Here is a 19,593-nt window from a genome sequence, read left to right as displayed (position 1 = left end):
CTCCTACTGCTACGGGGTCTGGCCGGCGACGGGGGCACTGGCCGAGGGCGTGACCGTGACGGTGACCGTCGGCGTGGGGGTCGGCTTGGGCTTCTGCGGCAGGACCGTGTCGCGCGGGTCCTTCTTCGGGGCCTGGACGACGACGCCGATGACGTCGAGCTTGGTGAAGCTGACGTACGGCGTGACGTACAGGGTGCGGGTCAGGGCGCCGCCCGACGGGTCGACCCGGGAGACCACGCCGACCGGCACGCCCGGCACGAAGGGCTTGTCCGCCTGGGAGCCGAAGGTGACGAGCCGGTCGCCCTTCTTCACGTCCGCCTTGCTGTTGAGCAGTTCGACGCGCAGCGGGCGGTCGCCCTGCCCGGAGGCGAAGCCGAGCTCGTCGCTGTTCTCCATGCGGGTGCCGACGGTGAAGTCCGGGTCGTTGGCGAGCAGGACGGTAGAGACGTCGGGGCCGACGTTGGTGACCCGTCCGACCAGGCCGTCGCCGTTCAGCACGGTCATGTCCCGCTTGATGCCGTCGTTGGCGCCGATGTCGATGGTGATGGTCCAGGAGAAGCCCTGCGCCGCTCCTATGGCGATGACCTGGGCGCCCTTGATGCCGTACTGCCCCTCGGCGGCGACCTTCAGCATCTTGTCGAGCTGCTTGAGCCGGCTGGAGTTGCGATCGTCGCTGCCGAGCTTCGCCTTGAGAGCCGCGTTCTCCGTCTCCAGGCGGGCGAGCCGGTCGTGGCGGGTGCCCGAGTCGCGGACCGCGGAGACCGCGTCGCCGACCGGGTTGACCGCCGACGACACCCCGTTCTCGACCGGGCCGAACACCGTGGCCGCCACCTGGCGGGCGCCGTCGACCGGTGAATCCTCCCCACCGCGGATGTCCACCGTGATCAACGCGAACGCGATGGCGATCAGCAGCACCAGGAGCAGCCGGCTCTCTCGTGTGTCCCTCACGTGCGGCGGCCGTGCCTTCCTCATAGGAATGTGCAGAGGTTTGGGTGTTCAGGTGTTCAGGTGTTCAGGTGTGCAGAGGCTTATGGGTGAGCTTATGCCTCAATATCAACGATCCGCCGCACGAGAAGAGATCGTCTCGTACGGCGGAATCGAAGAGTTACGTCATCTGCGCGGCTGGGCGTCCAGCACCTGCTGGAGCGCCTCGAACTCCTCGACGCACTTGCCGGATCCGAGCGCCACGCTGTCGAGCGGATCCTCCGCGATGTGGATGGGCATGCCGGTCTCCCGGCGCAGCCGCTCGTCGAGTCCGCGCAGCAGCGCCCCGCCGCCCGTCAGCACGATGCCCCGGTCCATGATGTCGCCGGACAGCTCCGGCGGGCACTTGTCCAGGGTCGTCTTGACGGCGTCGACGATCGCGTTGACCGGCTCCTCCATCGCCTTGCGGACCTCGGCGGCGGAGACGACGACGGTCTTGGGCAGCCCGGACACCAGGTCCCGGCCGCGGATTTCGGTGTGCTCGTCGGAGTCGAGTTCGTACGCCGAACCGATCGTGATCTTGATCTGTTCGGCCGTGCGCTCACCGAGAAGGAGGCTGTACTCCTTCTTGATGTGCTGGATGATCGCGTTGTCCAGTTCGTCCCCCGCGACGCGGATGGACTGGGCGGTGACGATGCCGCCGAGCGAGATGACCGCGACCTCGGTGGTGCCGCCGCCGATGTCCACCACCATGTTGCCCGTGGCCTCGTGGACCGGCAGGCCGGAACCGATGGCGGCCGCCATGGGCTCCTCGATGATGTGCACCTGGCGCGCGCCCGCCTGGGACGACGCCTCGATGACGGCACGGCGCTCGACGCCCGTGATGCCCGAGGGCACACAGACGACGACCCGCGGCCGGGCCAGATACCTCCGCTTGTGGATCTTCAGGATGAAGTAGCGGAGCATCCGCTCGGTGATCTCGAAGTCGGCGATGACGCCGTCCTTCAGAGGTCGTACGGCGACGATGTTGCCAGGAGTCCGGCCGATCATCTTCTTCGCCTCGGCGCCGACCGCGAGGATGCCACCGGTGTTGGTGTTGATCGCGACGACGGACGGCTCGTTGAGTACGATCCCGCGACCCCTGACGTACACCAGCGTGTTGGCGGTCCCGAGGTCGACAGCCATGTCACGGCCGATGAACGACATTGAGTTCCCCATCAGGATTCGTCTGGCCTTCCTGGGAGCTTTTGAGGGCTTTTCAGGTAGGCGAAGTGGGTGCTGTGACGTGAAGGCTTCCATCGTAATGGCGCCTCCGCGAACACTGCGTAAGGGTCTCCGCCATTGTCAGCAGATGCTGGGTGCGTTCGCTTGGTGAGAGGGGCGTTCGGGGGCTCTCGTTCCCTCGATCGCCACGCATATGCCAGATGATCGAGGGTAAACGCCTCGACCTCACACTTCTGCCCGCCTGGGGGTCACGCGCGGCCGGGGAAGAAGATCTTCACCTCGCGCTCGGCGGACTCCTCGGAGTCGGAGGCGTGGATGAGGTTCTCCCGCACGATCACGCCGTAGTCGCCCCGGATGGAGCCGGGCGCGGCGGCGATGGGGTCGGTCGGTCCGGCGAGCGCGCGCACGCCCTCGACGACCCGCTCGCCCTCGACGATCAGCGCCACGACGGGGCCGGAGGCCATGAACTCGACCAGCGGCTCGTAGAAGGGCTTGCCCTTGTGCTCGCCGTAGTGCTGCTCCAGCGTGTCCTGGTCCAGGGTGCGCAGCTCCAGCGCCGTGATCTGCCAGCCGGCCTTGCGCTCGATGCGGCTGATGATCTCGCCGGTCAGGCCACGGCGGACGGCGTCGGGCTTGAGCAGGACGAGGGTGCGCTGGGTCACGACGGTGCTCCTAGGGATCAAGGGCGTTGCGGGTGTTCGAAGATTACAGGGCGTGTCCGGAGCCGGGTTACGCAGCGTCAGGAGTGGAGGAGGCGGCCTCCGCGGCGAACCGCGCCTTCGCCTCGTCGATCTTTCTGCCGTAGTGCACCGAGGCCCACCACAGGGCCGCGAAGACCGCGCCCAGGAAGAACATCGTCGGAACCACGAAGCCGGAGGCGATGAGCGCGACCTGAAGGACCCAGCCGAGGGCGATGCCGCCCGGACGCGTCACGACGCCGCAGAGCGCGACGCACAGGAACATCGCGACACCGCTGACCGTCCACACCGTCGCCGTGGTCAGGTCGGGGTCCTTCATGGCGACCAGGCCGGCGAAGCCGATCACGAAGAACTCGCCGATCAGGGTCGAAGCACAGAGCGTACGCAAGGGTGGTCAGCCTCTTCCCAGGAGCAGTCGGGCTTCGCCGACGGTGATGACGGAGCCGGTGACGAGCACACCGCCGCCCGTGAACTCGCCCTCCTCCTCGGCCAGCGTGATCGCGGCCTCCAGGGCGTCGGGCAGCCGCGGTTCGACCTGGACACGCTCGTCGCCGAACACCTCCACCGCGATCGCGGCGAGCTCGTCGGCGTCCATCGCGCGGTGGCTGGAGTTCTGCGTGACGACGACCTCGGCGAAGATCGGCTCGAACGCCTCCAGCAGCCCGCGGACGTTCTTGTCGCCGCTCGCGCCGACCAATCCGATCAGCCGGCTGAAGTCGAACGCCTCCCCCACGGCCTCGGCGGTGGCGCGGGCGCCCGCCGGATTGTGGGCCGCGTCCAGGACGACGGTGGGCGAGCGCCGTACGACCTCCAGGCGGCCCGGCGAGGAGACGGCGGCGAACGCCTTGCGCACGGTGTCCATGTCGAGCGGCTCGGGGCGCTGCGCGCCGACGCCGAAGAACGCCTCGACGGCGGCGAGCGCAACGGCGGCGTTGTGCGCCTGGTACGGACCGTGCAGGGGGAGGTACACCTCGTCGTACTCGCCGCCGAGGCCGCGCAGCGTGAGCAGCTGTCCGCCGACGGCGACCTGGCGGGCGACGACGCCGAACTCGAGCCCTTCCCTGGCCACCGTGGCGTCGACGTCGACGGCCTTCTTCAGCAGCACCTGGGCCGCGTCGACGGGCTGCTGGGCCAGGATGACCGTGGCGTCCTGCTTGATGATCCCGGACTTCTCCGTGGCGATCTCGCCGGGCGTCCCGCCGAGCCGGTCGGTGTGGTCGAGGTCGATGGGGGTGACGACGGCGACGTCCCCGTCGATGACGTTCGTGGCGTCCCAGGAGCCGCCCATGCCGACCTCGACCACCGCGACGTCCACCGGCGCGTCGGCGAAGGCGGCGTACGCCATGCCGGTCAGCACCTCGAAGAAGGACAGCCGGTACTCCTGCTGGGAGTCGACCATCTCGATGTACGGCTTGATGTCGGCGTACGTCTCGATGAAGCGCTCGGCGCTGATGGGCGCACCGTCGAGACTGATGCGCTCGGTGATCGACTGGACGTGGGGGGAGGTGTAGCGGCCGGTACGCAGCTCGAAGGCCCCGAGCAGGGCCTCGATCATGCGGGCCGTGGAGGTCTTGCCGTTCGTCCCCGTGATGTGGATCGAGGGGTACGCGCGCTGCGGCTCGCCCAGCACGTCCATCAGCGCGGCGATCCGGGCGACCGACGGCTCCAGCTTGGTCTCGCCCCAGCGGGTGGCCAGCTCCGCCTCGACCTCGCGCAGGGCCTTGTCGACCTCGGGGTCCTCGGGGCGGGCCGGCACGTCCGCCTGCGGCTGCCCGCCCTGGGTGCGCAGGGTGCGGCTGCCGGCCTCGATGACCGCGAGATCGGGGTCGCGGTCGGTCTCTTCCGCGATCAGCTCGTCGAAGGGGTCGGGCTCGTTCTGGTCGCTCACAGGGCCAGTCTACGGAGGCGGACTGACAGCGTGCCCACGGAGTGGGGTGGCCGGTCATGGTCGGCGGGCGCGGGGAGTCTGCGGCTGGTCGCGCAGTTCCCCGCGCCCCTTTGAAAAGCGGCTACTGCTGAGGCAGGCGCTCCAGCTGGGCCTGGATGCGGGCGATGTCCTCGTCGGCCTTCGCGAGGCGGCCGCGGATCTTGTCCACGACGTTGTCCGGGGCCTTCGCGAGGAAGGCCTCGTTGCCCAGCTTGGCGTTGGCCTGCGCCTTCTCCTTCTCGGCGGCGGCGAGGTCCTTGGCGAGGCGCTTGCGCTCCGCCGCGACGTCGATCGTGCCGGAGAGGTCGAGGGCGACCTCCGCGCCGGCGACCGGGAGGGTGGCCGTGGCCGTGAAGGCCTCGCCCTCCGGCTGCAGGCGCAGCAGCTGGCGGATGGCGGCCTCGTGCGGGGCGAGGGCCGTACCGTCCAGGGACAGGCGCGCCGGGACCCGCTGGCCGGGCTGCAGGCCCTGGTCGGCGCGGAAGCGGCGGACCTCGGTGATGACCGACTGGAGGGACTCGATCTCCTTCTCGGCGGCCGTGTCACGGAAGCCGCCCGGTGCGTCAGCACCAGGAACGAACACAGCCTCGGGCCACTCGGCGATGACGACCGACTCGCCGCCCGTGAGCGTCGTCCACAGCGTCTCGGTGACGAAGGGGACGACCGGGTGGAGCAGCCTGAGGGTGACGTCGAGGACCTCGCCGAGGACGCGCCGGGAGACCTTGGCGGCCGCCCCGCCCGCCTGGAACGTCGTCTTGGACAGCTCGACGTACCAGTCGAAGACCTCGTCCCAGGCGAAGTGGAAGAGCGCGTCCGACAACTTCGCGAACTGGTAGTCCTCGTAGAGCGCGTCGACCTCGGCCACGACGGAGTTGAGCCGGGAGAGGATCCACCGGTCCGTGGACGACATCTCCGAGGCGTCCGGCAGCGGGCCCTCGACCGTCGCGCCGTTCATCAGCGCGAAGCGCGTGGCGTTCCAGATCTTGTTGGCGAAGTTGCGCGAGCCCTGGACCCAGTCCTCGCCGATCGGGACGTCGACGCCGGGGTTGGCGCCGCGGGCGAGCGTGAACCGGAGGGCGTCGCTGCCGTACTTGTCCATCCAGTCAAGGGGGTTGACGGCGTTCCCGAAGGACTTCGACATCTTCTTGCCGAACTGGTCGCGGACCATGCCGTGCAGGGCGATGGTGTGGAACGGCGGGGTGCCGTCCATCGCGTACAGGCCGAACATCATCATCCGGGCGACCCAGAAGAAGAGGATGTCGTAGCCGGTGACCAGGACGGAGTTCGGGTAGAACTTCGCGAGCGACTCGGTCTGTTCGGGCCAGCCGAGCGTGGAGAACGGCCACAGGCCGGAGGAGAACCAGGTGTCGAGGACGTCGGTGTCCTGCTTCCAGCCCTCCGCCTCGGTGCCGGGCGGCTGCTCGTCGGGGCCGACGCAGACGACCTCGCCGTTCGGGCCGTACCAGACCGGGATGCGGTGGCCCCACCACAACTGCCGTGAGATGCACCAGTCGTGGAGGTTGTCGACCCAGTCGAAGTAGCGCTTCTCCATCTCCTGCGGGTGGATCTTGACCTTGCCCTCGCGGACCGCGTCACCGGCGGCCTTGGCGAGCGGGCCGACCTTGACCCACCACTGCATCGACAGGCGCGGCTCGATGGTGGTCTTGCAGCGCGAGCAGTGGCCGACGGAGTGGACGTACGGGCGCTTCTCGGCGACGATCCGGCCCTCGGCGCGCAGCGCGGCGACGATGGCGGAGCGGGCCTCGAAGCGGTCCAGGCCCTGGAAGGGGCCGTGGACGGTGATGACGGCGTGCTCGTCCATCACGGCGATGGCCGGCAGGTCGTGGCGCCGGCCGATCTCGAAGTCGTTCGGGTCGTGGGCCGGGGTGACCTTGACGGCACCCGTGCCGAACTCGGGGTCGACGTGCTCGTCGGCGACGACGGGGATGGAGCGGTCGGTCAGCGGGAGCTTGATGCGCTTGCCGACCAGGTGCTGGTAGCGCTCGTCCCCGGGGTGAACGGCGACGGCCGTGTCACCGAGCATGGTCTCCGCGCGGGTGGTCGCGACGACGACCGTCTCGTCACCGTCGCCGTACTTGATGGAGACGAGCTCGCCGTCGTCGTCCTGGTACTCGACCTCGATGTCGGAGATGGCCGTCAGACAGCGCGGGCACCAGTTGATGATGCGCTCGGCGCGGTAGATCAGCTCGTCGTCGTAGAGGCGCTTGAAGATGGTCTGGACGGCCTGGGAGAGGCCCTCGTCCATGGTGAAGCGCTCGCGCGACCAGGCGACGCCGTCGCCGAGGCGGCGCATCTGGCCGGAGATCTGGCCGCCGGACTCGCCCTTCCACTGCCAGACGCGCTCGACGAAGGCCTCGCGGCCGAGGTCGTGGCGGGACTTGCCCTCCTTGCCGAGCTCGCGCTCGACGACGTTCTGCGTGGCGATGCCGGCGTGGTCCATGCCGGGCTGCCACAGCGTCTCGAAGCCCTGCATGCGCTTACGGCGCGTCAGCGCGTCGATGAGGGTGTGCTCGAAGGCGTGGCCCAGGTGGAGCGAGCCCGTGACGTTCGGCGGCGGGATGACGATGGTGTACGGCGGCTTGTCGCTCTTCGCGTCCGCCTCGAAGTAACCGCGCTCCACCCAGCGCTCGTACAGCGGCCCCTCTACGTCGGCCGGCGCGTACTGGGTCGGCAGTTCGGTGCTGGGCGCTGGTGGCTGCTGCTGAGCGTTCTCGGTCACGCGCTCAGTTTAGGGGTGTCACGGGGCAGTCCCGAAACGCGTTTGTTCTGTAACGGTGGGGGCCCCGATGGAACGTGCGCCCCCGGCCTGCGCCAGGATGTCGGGAACACATAAGGCATCTGGAGGGGAACCCAGAAATGAGTCACAACCAGCCGGGCCCGTACGGCGGGCAGCCCCAGCAGCCCGGACCGTACGGACAGCCGGGACCCTACGGCCAGCAGCCGCCGCAGGCGCCCCAGCCCGGTTACGGCTACCCCCAGCAGCCGCCGGCCCAGCCTGGCTACGGCTACCCGCAGCAGCCCCCGCAGGGCGTACCGCCCCAGCAGGCGCCCTACGGCCAGCAGCCCCCCTACGGCCAGGCCCCGTACGGCCAGCAGCCGTACCCCCCGCAGCCGCCCCAGGCCGGTGGCGGCGGCAAGAAGACGGGCCTGATCATCGGCGCGGTGGCAGTCGTCGCCGCCATCGGCGTCGGCGTGTACTTCGTGGTGGGCGGGGGGAGCGGCTCCGGCGGCGGTTCGTCCATCGCCGACGACGGCGCGCACAAGCTGACGACGCCGGCGACCGTCATCGACGGCCAGTACAAGAAGTCGGAGAACGGCGGCTCCAACGACGAGATGACCAAGGACGACAAGGCCGACTTCGAGAAGTGGGGCGTCCAGAACCCCAAGGACGTCAGCGCCGGCTACCAGAAGGGCACGGGCCTCAGCGCCACCAGCCTGTCCTTCAGCGGTGTCTACGGCACCATCGACGACCCGGAGGCGGTCGTCGACGCCATGTTCGCCAAGGTCAAGTCGGAGTCCGAGAAGGACCAGAGCGGCGACAGCGGCAAGGGCAAGATGATCGGCAGCCCGGAGAAGGTCTCTCCCGCCGGCTTCAAGAACGGCATCATGAAGTGCCAGATCGCCCAGATCGACAACACCAGTTCGTCGAGCTCGAGCGCCGGTGCCGCGAAGACCATCAAGATGCCGATGTGCATCTGGGGCGACCACAGCACCGTCGCGGTGGTCACGTCCTTCGGCTTCGCCGACCTCGCCAGCGGCAACGGCGGTTCGATCGACGACACCGCGGCCACGGCGGCCAAGCTCCGCAACGACGTACGCGTCAAGGCCTGACACCCACACACCCGAACCGCGAAGGGGCCCCGGTCGATGCGACCGGGGCCCCTTCGTCGTCTCGTCCGCGGCGGCGGTTACGCCGTCTTCTGCTCCCCCGGACCCCGGCCGTTGCGGGCGTCTCGGGGGATCAGGGTGGGGTTCACGTTCGAGTGGACGACGTCGGCCGTGACGACCACGCGGGCCACGTCCTTGCGGGACGGGACCTCGTACATGACCGACATCAGGACCTCCTCCATGATGGCGCGCAGGCCGCGCGCGCCGGTCTGGCGGAGGATGGCCTGGTCGGCGATGGCCTCCAGCGCCTCACGCTCGAAGTCCAGTTCCACACCGTCGAGTTCGAACAGTCGTTGGTACTGCTTCACCAGCGCGTTACGCGGCTCCACCAGGATCTGGAGCAGCGCCTCGCGGTCGAGGTTGTGGACCGAGGTGATGACGGGGAGACGGCCGATGAACTCGGGGATCATCCCGAACTTCACCAGGTCCTCCGGCATGACGTCCTCGAACTGGTCCTTGGCCTCCAGCTCACGCTTGGAGCGGATCGTCGCGCCGAAGCCGATGCCCTTCGCGCCGGCCCGGGACTCGATGATCTTCTCCAGGCCCGCGAAGGCACCGCCCACGATGAACAGCACGTTCGTCGTGTCGATCTGGATGAACTCCTGGTGGGGGTGCTTGCGCCCGCCCTGCGGCGGCACCGAGGCGGTGGTGCCCTCGAGGATCTTCAGCAGTGCCTGCTGGACGCCCTCGCCCGACACGTCGCGCGTGATGGAGGGGTTTTCACTCTTCCTCGCGACCTTGTCGATCTCGTCGATGTAGATGATCCCGGTCTCGGCCTTCTTGACGTCGTAGTCGGCCGCCTGGATCAGCTTCAGCAGGATGTTCTCGACGTCCTCGCCGACGTAGCCCGCCTCCGTCAGCGCCGTCGCGTCCGCGATCGCGAACGGGACGTTCAGCATGCGGGCCAGGGTCTGGGCGAGCAGCGTCTTGCCCGAGCCCGTGGGGCCGAGCAGCAGGATGTTGGACTTCGCCAACTCGATCGCGTCGTCACGGCCGTTGCCCCCGCCGTTCTCGCCGGCCTGGACGCGCTTGTAGTGGTTGTAGACCGCCACCGAGAGGGCCTTCTTGGCGGCCTCCTGGCCGACCACGTAGCCCTCGAGGAACTCGTAGATCTCGCGGGGCTTGGGAAGCTCCTCCCAGCGCACCTCGCTGGTCTCCGCGAGCTCTTCCTCGATGATCTCGTTGCAGAGGTCGATGCACTCGTCGCAGATGTACACACCGGGCCCTGCGATGAGCTTCTTGACCTGCTTCTGGCTCTTGCCGCAGAACGAGCACTTGAGCAGATCGCCGCCGTCACCGATGCGTGCCACGGTGTGCTTCCCCTTCGCCTGGGAGACGCCTAGGTCCAGCGGCTCCTGGTGCTGCCTTCATCCGACGGTACCTTGCCGAGCCCCCCGTTCGGGCCCCCCTTGGCGCGGTTCACTTTGACGTGCAGCGTGTCAAAGCACACCAACCGTGCCAAGGGGCGGCAGACGATACATCGTCCGTGTCCCTCTGTGTCAGCGGACGGACGCGTTGTTCATCTTCCGGGTGGAGATGATCTGGTCGATCAGGCCGTACGACAGCGCGTCCTCGGCCGTGAGGATCTTGTCGCGCTCGATGTCCTCGCGGATCTTCTCGATCGGCGTGGTCGAGTGCTTGGCCAGCATCTCCTCCAGCTGCGAGCGCATCCGGAGGATCTCGTTGGCGGCGATCTCCAGGTCGGAGACCTGACCGCGGCCCGTCTCGCTGTAGGGCTGGTGGATCAGCACGCGGGCGTTCGGCAGCGCCATGCGCTTGCCCGGCGTACCGGCGGCCAGCAGGATCGCGGCGGCGGACGCCGCCTGGCCCATGCAGACCGTCTGGATGTCGGGCTTCACGAACTGCATCGTGTCGTAGATGGCCGTAAGCGCGGTGAAGGAGCCACCCGGGCTGTTGATGTAGACCGAGATGTCCCGGTCGGGGTCCATCGACTCCAGGCACAGCAGCTGCGCCATGACGTCGTTGGCGGAGGCGTCGTCGATCTGCACGCCGAGGAAGATCACCCGCTCCTCGAAGAGCTTCGCGTACGGGTCGTACTCGCGGATGCCCTGCGAGGTGCGCTCGACGAAGCGCGGGATGACGTAGCGGGACTCGGCGGCGGGACCCGTGTACTCGGCGCGCGTGCGGTCGTACAGGCCGCTGCCGGGGATGTCGTTCACTGTGTGTCTCCTAGGAGCTGTGGCGGTCGGCTGGGGGCTGTGCGGGGGGCCTCAGGCCGCCCCGGTGCCGCCGCCGCCCGGCATTCCGGCGGCCGTCGGGATGACGTCGTCGATGAGGCCGTACTCCTTGGCCTCGAAGGCGTCGAACCAGCGGTCACGGTCCGAGTCGCGGGTGATCTGCTCGACCGACTGGCCGGTGTGCTGCGAGGTGAGCTCGGCCATGCGCTTCTTCGTGTGCAGCAGCCGCTCGGCGTGGATCTTGATGTCGGAGGCCGAACCGGCCAGACCGGCGGAGGGCTGGTGGATCAGGATCTCGGCGTTCGGCAGCGCGAAGCGCTTGCCGGGGGTGCCCGCGCTGAGCAGGAACTGACCCATCGAGGCCGCGAGGCCCATGGCGATGGTCACCACGTCGTTCTTGATGAACTGCATGGTGTCGTAGATCGCCATGCCGGCCGTGATCGAGCCGCCGGGGCTGTTGATGTAGAGGTAGATGTCCTTGTCCGGGTCCGCGGCAAGGAGCAGCAGCTGTGCGGTGATCTTGTTCGCGATGTCGTCGTCGACCGGCTGGCCGAGGAAGATGATCCGCTCGTTGAGCAGCCGGTTGTAGACCTGGTCGCCGAGGCCACCACCGATGGAAGGCTCGCCGGCGGCGGAGGGCATCAGATTCGTCACGTATCCACCTGCTCGTCTTACGACGGCGCCGGGCCGTCTTCACGTGTTCCCATCCGGGAGGCTGGGCAATTCCGGGACTTCCCTGCCCCCGTACTCATGGACCCTAACGCGCTGGTCCCTTCGGGGAATCCCGGAGAGTGGGGTGTTCGCCGGGGGCGTAGCGCCGTGCGCACGCGGGGTGCGCGGGCTTCGCGGCACTCTTCCACCGTACGACGACGGGCCCCCGGGGCATCGCGTCCCCGAGGGCCCGTCCTACGAGCTGCCAGGCGCCGTGGGCGTCAGCCCTCGGTCTTCTCGTCGGCGTCGTCCGCGGCACCGGCCTCGGTGGCCTCGGCGGCGACGTCGGCGGCCGACTCGGTCTCGTCCTCGTCGTCGAGGTCGATGACCTCGCCGTTGGTGTCCTTGACCGTGGCGGACTCCACGACGACCGCGAGGGCCTTGCCGCGGGCGACCTCGCCGACCAGGAGCGGAACCTGGCCGCCCTCGACGACGGCCTGCGCGAACTGGTCGGGGGACATGCCGGAGGAGGCCGCACGCCGCATGAGGTGCTCGGTGAGCTCCTCCTGGTTGACGTTGAGCTTCTCCTGCTTGACCAGCTCGTCGAGGACGAACTGGGTCTTGATGCCCTTGACCGCGGCTTCCTTGGTCTCGGCGTCGAACTCCTCCTCGGTCTTGCCCTGGATCTCCAGGTACTTTCCGAGGTCGAGGCCCATCTGGCCGAGCTGGTGGTGCTCCAGGTTGTGCTTGCGAGTGTTGATCTCGTCCTCGAGCAGCTTCTCGGGGACGGGCACCTCGACGAGCTCCAGCAGCTTCTCCAGGACGCGCTCCTGGGCCTGCGTGGCCTGGTCGTACTGCTTCATGTTCTCGAGGCGCTTGCGGCTGTCCGCCTTGAGCTCCTCGAGGGTGTCGAACTCGGAGGCGAGCTGCGCGAAGTCGTCGTCCAGCTCGGGCAGTTCGCGCGCGGCGACCTGGGTGACCTTGACGGTGACCTCGGCCTCCTTGCCGGCCGCCGAACCGCCCTTGAGCTCGGAGGTGAAGGTGGCCTCGCCACCGGCCTCCAGGCCCTTCACGGCGTCGTCGATGCCGTCCAGCAGCTCGCCGGAGCCGATGGTGTAGGAGACGCCGCTGGCGACGCCGTCCTCGAGGACCTCGCCCTCGACCTTGGCCTCCAGGTCGATGGTGACGACGTCGCCGTCCTCGGCGGCGCGCTCGACCGGGGAGGTCGACGCGAAGCGCTCACGCAGCTGCTCCACGGACTTCTCGATGTCCTCGTCGGTCACCTCGACGGCGTCGACCTCGACCTCGATGCCGGAGTAGTCCGGGATCTCCAGGGCGGGGCGGACGTCGACCTCGGCGGTGAAGTTCAGCGTCTCGCCGTCCTTCAGCTCCGTGATGTCCACCTCGGGCTGGCCCAGGACGTTCAGCTCGGCCTCGTTGACCGCCTCCGTGTAGAACTTCGGAAGCGCGTCGTTGACCGCCTCCTCCAGGACCGCACCGCGGCCGAACCGCTGGTCGATGACGCGCGCCGGGATCTTGCCCTTCCGGAAGCCCTTCACCGTGACCTGCTGGTTGATCTTCTTGTACGCCGCGTCGAGGCTGTCCTTGAGCTCCTCGAAGGGCACCTCGACAGTGAGCCGAACCCGGGTCGGGTTCAGGGTCTCCACGGCGCTCTTCACGGTTCGGTCTCCTTGTGGCTGACTTCTGGGTTTCTGCCGGAGCCAGACTGGTCCGGCGGATTTCGCCGCCCGGAGGACTTCGTAGGGGAGAGACACACGGGCGTGCAGCTTGCATAGTAACGGCAGCGGCGACACGCCCCAAAGGCGATCAAGAGACACGATCACCCGAGGTGATCGGGCCTGAGGCCGGTGTTGACCGGTGCTGGTCGGGGTGGCGGGATTTGAACCCACGGCCTTCCGCTCCCAAAGCGGACGCGCTACCAAGCTGCGCCACACCCCGTCAGGTGCGACACGTAGGGTACATGCCCGCCGCCAGTGCGGACGCCGCATTTCCCGGGCGGTGGCGCCGGGCCGGTGCGGGCGGGGAAGGGGTGTGCGCCGAGCGCGTCCGACCCGCTACGATGCATACCGTGCCGCGATCACCGATGCGCGGCGCGCGTTGCGCGGGCGTAGCTCAATGGTAGAGCCCCAGTCTTCCAAACTGGCTACGCGGGTTCGATTCCCGTCGCCCGCTCCACACGACTCAGGGCCCGGTTCCGTGGAACCGGGCCCTGAGTGTTTCGGCGGCTGTTCCGGCCGGGCGTCACGGCCGGCGAGCGGGGCGCGGTCGGCCCGGGGCGCGGCGCGGTCGCGCGGCGCCCGGCGAGGACCGGCCCACCCGGAGCCTGCCGCGGCTCAGAAGCTGATCGAGTTGATCGTCTCGGCTATCGAGTTCAGGAACCGGTTGATGGACGGCGCCATGCCCGTCGACGCCAGGAAGAAGCCGAAGAGGATCGCCACGATGGCGGGGCCGGCCTTGATCGAGCCTCCCCGGATCAACACCACCAGGATGATCGCCAACAGAAGCACCACTGACAGTGAAATGGCCACAACTGATCACACCCTCGGTCGGTCCGCTCTCCCGGCCCGGGGGTGCCGACGCCCGCGCACCCCCGCCAGAACCATCGTGCCACCAACGGGGCCCGGGTATGCGACACCTGAGGCATCGTCGGCCACAGCATGTCGGACCTTTGCCCTCGGCGTGCGGCCGCGGCCCGTGCGCGAGCCCAACTCGGCTGCCCCGCACAGCATTTCGAGGATGCACCCGCACAGGAAATTCAACGGGATCGTTTCCATGCCCACACAACGCGTTCGCAGGTATTTCGAATTGTCGTCACGGCTGCCCGACAGCACTCAACGGCCGGTTCCGCAAAGGCGAATGAAGCGGACATTCCACTGGAGTCGCCTCCGGGTCATATGCCCCATTTAGTCAGGACGAGTCGTGACAACCAGGACATGTAATGGTGTGTTGACCATCACCTACACAGGGAAGACAACTTCGCTTAATGATGGGTACCCGAAGTCAATAACCAGGAAAGACGTGGGGAGTTTTACGAAAACCCACAGACGACGCTAGGGTTCCTCAGATGTTTCACGCTGCCTCGTCCCCCGCATGTGCAGCGAGGTCCAGGATCGCCTCCCCCCGTTTCCGGGGGGAGGGTCTGTGACGAACTCGTTGCCACCGCACGGCCACAACAGGACGCCTCTCCCTCCGGCACGCACCGTGCCGGCGTCGGGAGTGCCGAGTCCGCGCCGACCGTCGCAGGAACAGCAGGCCCCGCCCGCCAGACCCGGGAAACAGCGCGACGCGTTCTTCGACAACGCGAAGTACCTGGCGATCGTGCTGGTCGCCATGGGCCACTCCTGGGAGCCGCTGAAGGGTGACAGCCGCATCCTGGAGGGCGTGTACACGGTCGTGTACACCTTCCACATGCCGGCGTTCATCATCATCTCCGGCTTCTTCTCCCGCAGTTTCGACATGCGCCCCGACCGCCTCAGGCGCCTGGTCACCGGTGTCCTGGTGCCTTACGTCGTCTTCGAGACGGCGTACTCCCTCTTCAAGCGGTACGGCGACCACGACCCGGGCATGGACGTCAGCCTGCTCGACCCCTGGTACCTCACCTGGTTCCTGGTCGCGCTGTTCGTCTGGCGCCTGACGACACCGCTGTGGAAGAACCTGCGGTGGCCGCTGCCGGTCGCGCTCGGCATCGCGATGTTCGGCTCGGTCTCGCCGGAGATCGGCAACGACCTCGATCTGCAGCGTGTGCTGCAGTTCCTGCCGTACTTCGTGCTCGGCCTGTGCATGAAGCCCGAGCACTTCCAGATGGTGCGCACGTGGACGATGCGGATCGTCGCCGTGCCGGTGTTCGCGGCCGCGCTGGCCTTCGGCTGGTGGGCGGTGCCGCGGATGAACACCGCGTGGTTCTACCACCGCGACGCCGCCCAGGAGTTGGCCGCGCCGTGGTGGACCGGGCCGGTCATGGTGCTCGCGATGTTCGGCTGCTCGCTGCTGCTGACCGCGTGCTTCTTCGCCTGGGTGCCGCGCCGCAAGATGTGGTTCACCGCGCTCGGCGCGGGCACGCTGTACGGCTATCTGCTGCACGGCTTCGTGGTCAAGGCCGGTGACTTCTACGGCTGGTTCGACCCCGCGTGGATGCGCAAGCCGCTCGGCGAGATCGCGGTGACGCTCGCCGCGGCCGCCATAGTGACGGTGCTGTGCACGCCCCCCGTGCAGCGGATGTTCAAGTTCGCGATGGAGCCCGAGATGAAGTGGGCCTTCAAGCGCGACGCGGCGGAGCTGGCCCGCGAGCGCGAGAAGCAGCAGCGCCGGCGCGAGATGGCGAACGTCTAGACCGAGGACCCCCCGAGACCGAGAAGTGCGCGCATCCGCGTGTACTTCTCGGTCAGTCGTGTGCGGGTCGCCTCGTCGCCGAGGCGGGCGAGGCGGGCCGGGTCGGCGTTGTGCGCCAGGTCCGCCTCCTTCACCAGCAGCGCGCCCGGCGTGGCGAGGATCCGCCCCGCGTACTCCTCCGCTCCCTCCCCCGCCCGCTTGGTGACCGCCCGCACGATGTCCTTCGTACGGCGGCTCAGCGCGGCCTCCTCCAGCCACCGCTCGGAGAGCGCGTCGTCCTCGACGGCGTCGTGCAGCCAGGCCGCCGCGATCTGCTCCTCGTCGCCGCCGCGCGCGCGGACGCCCTCCGCGACGGCGCTCAGATGCTCGGCGTAGGGCCGTCCCGCCTTGTCGGTCTGCCCCGCGTGGGCGGCACGGGCGGTGGCCTCGACCTCGGCCAGGGTCATGGGCGTTCGGGATGGTGCGGTCACTCGTCCAGTGTCTCCTTGCGCAGGGCCGCGCGGGCCGGGAGGGTCGCGGCCGTCACCCCGAGGACGACGATCGCGCCGGCGAAGGAGCCGTAGACCAGCGGCGGGATGTACGGCCCCTGGCCGGTCAGGCCCTTCATCATCGGGACCAGGGTGGCCAGCGCGATGGCCGTGCCGAGGGCGATGCCCGCGAGGGCGACCAGCAGGGCCTCCCAGCGGATCATGCGCAGCACCTGGCGGCGGGTGGAGCCGATGAGGCGCAGCGTGCCGAGTTCGCGGCGGCGGTCGAGGACGGTCATCACCAGCGTGTTGACGGCGGCGACGGCCGCGAAGCCGCCGAGGACGCCCGCCATCACGGAGTTGGCCCAGGCGTTGAGCTCGCGGTCGAGGGACTGGGCGGTGGTGTAGCCGCCGCGGTCGAGGACGGTGCCGAACCGCCCGAGCCCGGCGGCCGTTCCGCCCTTCGTCCACAGCTCGGTGTCGTAGGCGGAGGTCACATGGGTGGCGAGGTCGGCGCGGGCCATCGTCACCTGTGACAGGCCCATGCCGCGCCCGTACGTCGCCACGACCAGCGGAGCGGCCCTGGTGCCGTCGGGCAGCCGGAGGTGGAGGCGGTCGCCGATCCCGACGTGGGCGTTTCCGGCGAGCTGGGCGTCGACCGCGATCTCCCCGCGCTTCAGGGACAGCCGGCCGTGCCCGACGTCCAGGTCCTGCACCGCGGCGAGGTCCCGGGCGCCGCCCGTGACGCCCTGCGCGGAGACCGACTCCAGGCCGCCCGAGGCCGGTACCAGTACGGAGCTCCTCAACAGGCCGACCGCCGCGGTGACTTCGGGGCTGTGCGCGGCCTGCCGTACGGCGTCCTGCGTCAGGCCCGGATCGGCGGTGACGATGTGGTCGGCGAGGACGCCGGCGTGCTGCTGGTCGGCGGTGACGCGCTCGGTGCTGGTCTGCATGAAGATCAGCACCGAGGAGAACGCCATGGCGAGCACGATCGGGGTGATCGCGGAGGCCAGACGGCGGGCGTTGGTACGGGAGTTGGCGGCGGCGAGCGCGGCCGGGGCGCCGGCGCCGCGCAGCGGCAGGCCGAGCAGGCCGGCGCAGGCGCGGGCGACCAGCGGGCCGAGCAGCGCCACCGCCAGCATGAACAGGAAGACGATGCCCAGGGCCGCGTTGGCCGCGTCGTCGCCGGTCAGGGAGGCGGACACGCCCGCGCAGACGAAGCCGCCGGCTGCGGCGGCGATGCCGAGGGGCGTACGGATCCAGCCGATGCGCAGCCGCTCCACGGACGCCTCGCTCAGCGCCTGGCCGGGCTTGATGCGCGAGCTGCGGTGGGCCGCCGTGTAGCCGGCGAGCAGCGCGGTGAGCAGGACGGCGCCGGCCGCGGAGACGAGAGGGATCCAGGAGACGGACAGGTCGACCGCCTCCGGCACGGCGCCCTTGTCCCGCAGCTGCCCGAACCACCAGCGGGCCAGGGCGATTCCGGGCAGGCAGCCGAGGGCGCCGGCGAGTGGGGCCACCAGCAGCGTCTCGGTGGCGATCGTGCGGCGGATCTGGCGCGGGGTGGTGCCGATGGCCCGCAACAGGGCGAACTCACGGGCCCGTTGGCCCACGGCGAGGGCGACCGTGCCCGCCGCGGTGAACATGGCGACCAGGGTGGCGACACCGCCGAAGGAGCCGCCGATGCCGATGAGCGTCTCCTTGGCCTGGCCGAGGGAGGGGTCCTCGACGGTGCCGCGGTCGTCGCCGGTGTGCACCCTGGCCTGCTTCCCCAGCGCCTGCGCCACCTGCGACTTCAGGGTCCCGGTGGAGACTCCGGCCTTCGGGAACACCGCGACGGCGTCGACGCGCCCGGGGTGGCCGGAGAGGCGTACGGCCTCGTCGTCCGCGAACCAGGCGGCGGCGCCGGAGGCGCGGGTGGTGCCCGAGACACGGTAGGAGTGCGTGCCCTCGGGGGTGGTGAGGGCGACGTGCGAGCCGATCGCGGCTTTTCCGCCGGCCAGGACGACCTCGCCCGGGTGCGGCGCGCGGCCTGCGGCGAGCTTCTCCCCGGAGAAGGCGGTGGAGGCCCAGTTGTGGGCGCTCAGGAGGCCGTTCGGACCGCGGCCGGGGAAGGTGACGTCGGCGACGGCGGTACGGGCGCCGGGCGCCGCGGCCGCCTTCGCCACCAGGGAGTCGTCGAGGCGGGCGCGGCCGGGCAGCGGCTCGCTGTCGGCGTCGTCGCCGTGGCCGTAGGGGGCGGTCTGGGCGGCCGCGGCCACGACGGGGGCGGCGGCGTAGCGGGCGGGCGGGACGGTGGCGCGCAGGCCGGTCTCCAGCAGGATGCCGCAGGCCGACACGACCATCGCGGCCATCACCAGCGCGACGAAGGTGCCGGCGAACCCCGAGGGGCGGAAGCGGAGCGCCGCGCGGGCGAGGCCGTTGGGTGTGAACATCACGCCGCCGCCTGTGCGAAGGGCGGGCGCGCGGTCAGGGCCGTCATACGGGCGGCGATCCGCTCGGCGGGCGCTCGGTCCAGCCGGTCGACGATCTCGCCGTCCGCGAGGAACAGGACGCGGTCCGCCCAGGCGGCGGCCGAGGGGTCGTGGGTGACCATGACGACCGTGGCGCCGTGGACGTCGACGGCCTGGCGCAGCAGGGAGAGGATCTCTGCGGCGGTCGTGGTGTCCAGGGCGCCGGTGGGTTCGTCGGCGAAGACCACGTCGGGGCGGGTGACCAGGGCGCGGGCGATCGCGACGCGCTGCTGCTGGCCGCCGGAGAGCTGGCCGGGGCGGCGCCGGGCCTTGTCCGCGAGGCCGACCTGGGCGAGGACCTCGGCGGCGCGGCGGCGGTCGGGCCGCCGGCCGGCCAGACGCATCGGCAGGACGACGTTCTGCTCGACGGTGAGGGACGGCAGCAGGTTGAACGCCTGGAAGACGAAGCCGAGCCGGGTGCGGCGCAGCGCGGTGAGCTTGTTCTCCTTCATGCCGGTGATCTCGGTGCCGCCGAGCCGGACCGCGCCCGCGCTGGGCCGGTCCAGGCCCGCCGCGCACTGCAGGAAGGTGGACTTGCCGGAGCCGGAGGGGCCCATCACGGCGGTGAAGCTGCCCCGGGGCAGGGTGAGGTCGATGCCGCGCAGGGCGTGCACGGCGCCGCCGCCGCGGCCGTAGCGCTTGCGGACTCCGTGCAGTTCTACGGCCCAGTCGCCTGACATGCCTGTTTCCTTCCGGTCCGGGGTGGTGCTTCGAACGTACGGACCGGAGGGTGGG

General features: G+C 69.7%; 16 protein-coding genes and 2 tRNA genes. 3 read left to right on the top strand and 15 right to left on the bottom strand.

The annotated features are described in order from the left end of the window. Window positions 1-9 precede the first annotated feature (9 nt). The 6 genes from mreC to ACFU97_RS29715 form a co-directional block, all read right to left on the bottom strand. Window positions 10-948 (bottom strand): rod shape-determining protein MreC, encoded by a 939-nt coding sequence (gene mreC / locus ACFU97_RS29740; protein WP_384262601.1) that lies wholly within the window; start codon window positions 946-948, stop codon window positions 10-12. Between the two features lie 162 nt (window positions 949-1,110). Then, window positions 1,111-2,130 carry a rod shape-determining protein gene (locus tag ACFU97_RS29735; RefSeq protein ID WP_365962333.1) on the bottom strand — a complete coding sequence of 340 codons (1,020 nt, stop codon included), beginning with the start codon at window positions 2,128-2,130 and terminating at the stop codon, window positions 1,111-1,113. Between the two features lie 266 nt (window positions 2,131-2,396). After that, entirely contained in the window at window positions 2,397-2,810 is a 414-nt protein-coding gene (gene ndk, locus ACFU97_RS29730; RefSeq protein WP_384262598.1) for a nucleoside-diphosphate kinase, read from the bottom strand. 67 nt (window positions 2,811-2,877) lie between these two features. Then, window positions 2,878-3,234, bottom strand: coding sequence for a DUF4233 domain-containing protein (locus tag ACFU97_RS29725; protein WP_384262596.1), 357 nt, complete (start codon window positions 3,232-3,234; stop codon window positions 2,878-2,880). A gap of 6 nt (window positions 3,235-3,240) precedes the next feature. Next, entirely contained in the window at window positions 3,241-4,734 is a 1,494-nt protein-coding gene (locus ACFU97_RS29720; protein ID WP_384262593.1) for a bifunctional folylpolyglutamate synthase/dihydrofolate synthase, read from the bottom strand. A gap of 121 nt (window positions 4,735-4,855) precedes the next feature. Then, entirely contained in the window at window positions 4,856-7,513 is a 2,658-nt protein-coding gene (locus tag ACFU97_RS29715; RefSeq protein ID WP_384262591.1) for a valine--tRNA ligase, read from the bottom strand. Between the two features lie 137 nt (window positions 7,514-7,650). On the opposite strand from ACFU97_RS29715, the gene ACFU97_RS29710 reads away from it, so the two are divergent. Then, on the top strand, window positions 7,651-8,625 hold the full coding sequence (locus ACFU97_RS29710; RefSeq protein WP_384262588.1) for a hypothetical protein: 975 nt from the start codon (window positions 7,651-7,653) through the stop codon (window positions 8,623-8,625). A 77-nt stretch (window positions 8,626-8,702) separates the two neighbouring features. On the opposite strand, the gene clpX is transcribed toward ACFU97_RS29710, so the two are convergent. The 5 genes from clpX to ACFU97_RS29685 all read right to left on the bottom strand — a co-directional run bounded on the left by clpX (window position 8,703) and on the right by ACFU97_RS29685 (window position 13,490). Then, complete coding sequence (gene clpX, locus ACFU97_RS29705) at window positions 8,703-9,992, bottom strand: ATP-dependent Clp protease ATP-binding subunit ClpX (protein WP_384262586.1); 1,290 nt, start codon at window positions 9,990-9,992, stop codon at window positions 8,703-8,705. 189 nt (window positions 9,993-10,181) lie between these two features. Beyond that, complete coding sequence (locus ACFU97_RS29700; RefSeq protein WP_384262583.1) at window positions 10,182-10,862, bottom strand: ATP-dependent Clp protease proteolytic subunit; 681 nt, start codon at window positions 10,860-10,862, stop codon at window positions 10,182-10,184. A gap of 51 nt (window positions 10,863-10,913) precedes the next feature. Beyond that, entirely contained in the window at window positions 10,914-11,522 is a 609-nt protein-coding gene (locus ACFU97_RS29695) for an ATP-dependent Clp protease proteolytic subunit (RefSeq protein WP_055570713.1), read from the bottom strand. Between the two features lie 290 nt (window positions 11,523-11,812). Next, on the bottom strand, window positions 11,813-13,210 hold the full coding sequence (gene tig, locus ACFU97_RS29690; RefSeq protein WP_384262581.1) for a trigger factor: 1,398 nt from the start codon (window positions 13,208-13,210) through the stop codon (window positions 11,813-11,815). Between the two features lie 203 nt (window positions 13,211-13,413). Further along, window positions 13,414-13,490: transfer RNA gene (locus ACFU97_RS29685), tRNA-Pro, on the bottom strand. Window positions 13,491-13,653: 163 nt separating this feature from the next. Here ACFU97_RS29685 and ACFU97_RS29680 point away from each other — a divergent pair. Beyond that, window positions 13,654-13,727, top strand: a tRNA-Gly gene (locus ACFU97_RS29680). Window positions 13,728-13,885: 158 nt separating this feature from the next. Here the strand turns inward: ACFU97_RS29680 and ACFU97_RS29675 are convergent. Then, window positions 13,886-14,080, bottom strand: coding sequence for a hypothetical protein (locus ACFU97_RS29675; protein ID WP_026178055.1), 195 nt, complete (start codon window positions 14,078-14,080; stop codon window positions 13,886-13,888). Window positions 14,081-14,693: 613 nt separating this feature from the next. Between ACFU97_RS29675 and ACFU97_RS29670 the strand changes: the two genes are divergently transcribed. Continuing rightward, window positions 14,694-15,881 carry an acyltransferase family protein gene (locus ACFU97_RS29670; RefSeq protein WP_384262578.1) on the top strand — a complete coding sequence of 396 codons (1,188 nt, stop codon included), beginning with the start codon at window positions 14,694-14,696 and terminating at the stop codon, window positions 15,879-15,881. Here ACFU97_RS29670 and ACFU97_RS29665 read toward each other — a convergent pair. The 3 genes from ACFU97_RS29665 to ACFU97_RS29655 are packed head-to-tail and all read right to left on the bottom strand — an operon-like array spanning window position 15,878 to window position 19,538. Further along, the gene (locus ACFU97_RS29665; protein WP_384262684.1) at window positions 15,878-16,327 is read right to left on the bottom strand and encodes an HD domain-containing protein; all 450 of its coding nucleotides are present in this window, start codon (window positions 16,325-16,327) and stop codon (window positions 15,878-15,880) included. The genes ACFU97_RS29670 and ACFU97_RS29665 overlap by 4 nt on opposite strands. Before the next feature lie 20 nt (window positions 16,328-16,347). After that, window positions 16,348-18,780 carry an FtsX-like permease family protein gene (locus ACFU97_RS29660; protein ID WP_384262575.1) on the bottom strand — a complete coding sequence of 811 codons (2,433 nt, stop codon included), beginning with the start codon at window positions 18,778-18,780 and terminating at the stop codon, window positions 16,348-16,350. Next, a complete protein-coding gene (locus ACFU97_RS29655) occupies window positions 18,780-19,538 on the bottom strand; it encodes an ABC transporter ATP-binding protein (RefSeq protein ID WP_384262573.1) in 759 nt (252 codons plus the stop codon). Before ACFU97_RS29655 ends, ACFU97_RS29660 begins: the two co-directional genes overlap by 1 nt. Window positions 19,539-19,593 lie beyond the last annotated feature (55 nt).

Source organism: Streptomyces sp. NPDC057616 (genome assembly GCF_042800575.1).
In the GTDB taxonomy this organism is placed as follows: Bacteria; Actinomycetota; Actinomycetes; order Streptomycetales; family Streptomycetaceae; genus Streptomyces.
Note: the sequence above shows the minus strand (reverse complement) of the source record. Positions and strands in the feature narration are given on the sequence as shown.

Excerpts from the sequence above, each read along its gene's own strand:
- ACFU97_RS29735 (WP_365962333.1), bottom strand. The coding sequence starts at position 2,130 with ATGTCGTTCATCGGCCGTGACATGGCTGTCGACCTCGGGACCGCCAAC.
- ACFU97_RS29710 (WP_384262588.1), top strand. The coding sequence starts at position 7,651 with ATGAGTCACAACCAGCCGGGCCCGTACGGCGGGCAGCCCCAGCAGCCC.
- ACFU97_RS29695 (WP_055570713.1), bottom strand. The coding sequence starts at position 11,522 with ATGCCCTCCGCCGCCGGCGAGCCTTCCATCGGTGGTGGCCTCGGCGAC.
- ACFU97_RS29665 (WP_384262684.1), bottom strand. The coding sequence starts at position 16,327 with ATGACCCTGGCCGAGGTCGAGGCCACCGCCCGTGCCGCCCACGCGGGG.
- ACFU97_RS29660 (WP_384262575.1), bottom strand. The coding sequence starts at position 18,780 with ATGTTCACACCCAACGGCCTCGCCCGCGCGGCGCTCCGCTTCCGCCCC.
- ACFU97_RS29655 (WP_384262573.1), bottom strand. The coding sequence starts at position 19,538 with ATGTCAGGCGACTGGGCCGTAGAACTGCACGGAGTCCGCAAGCGCTAC.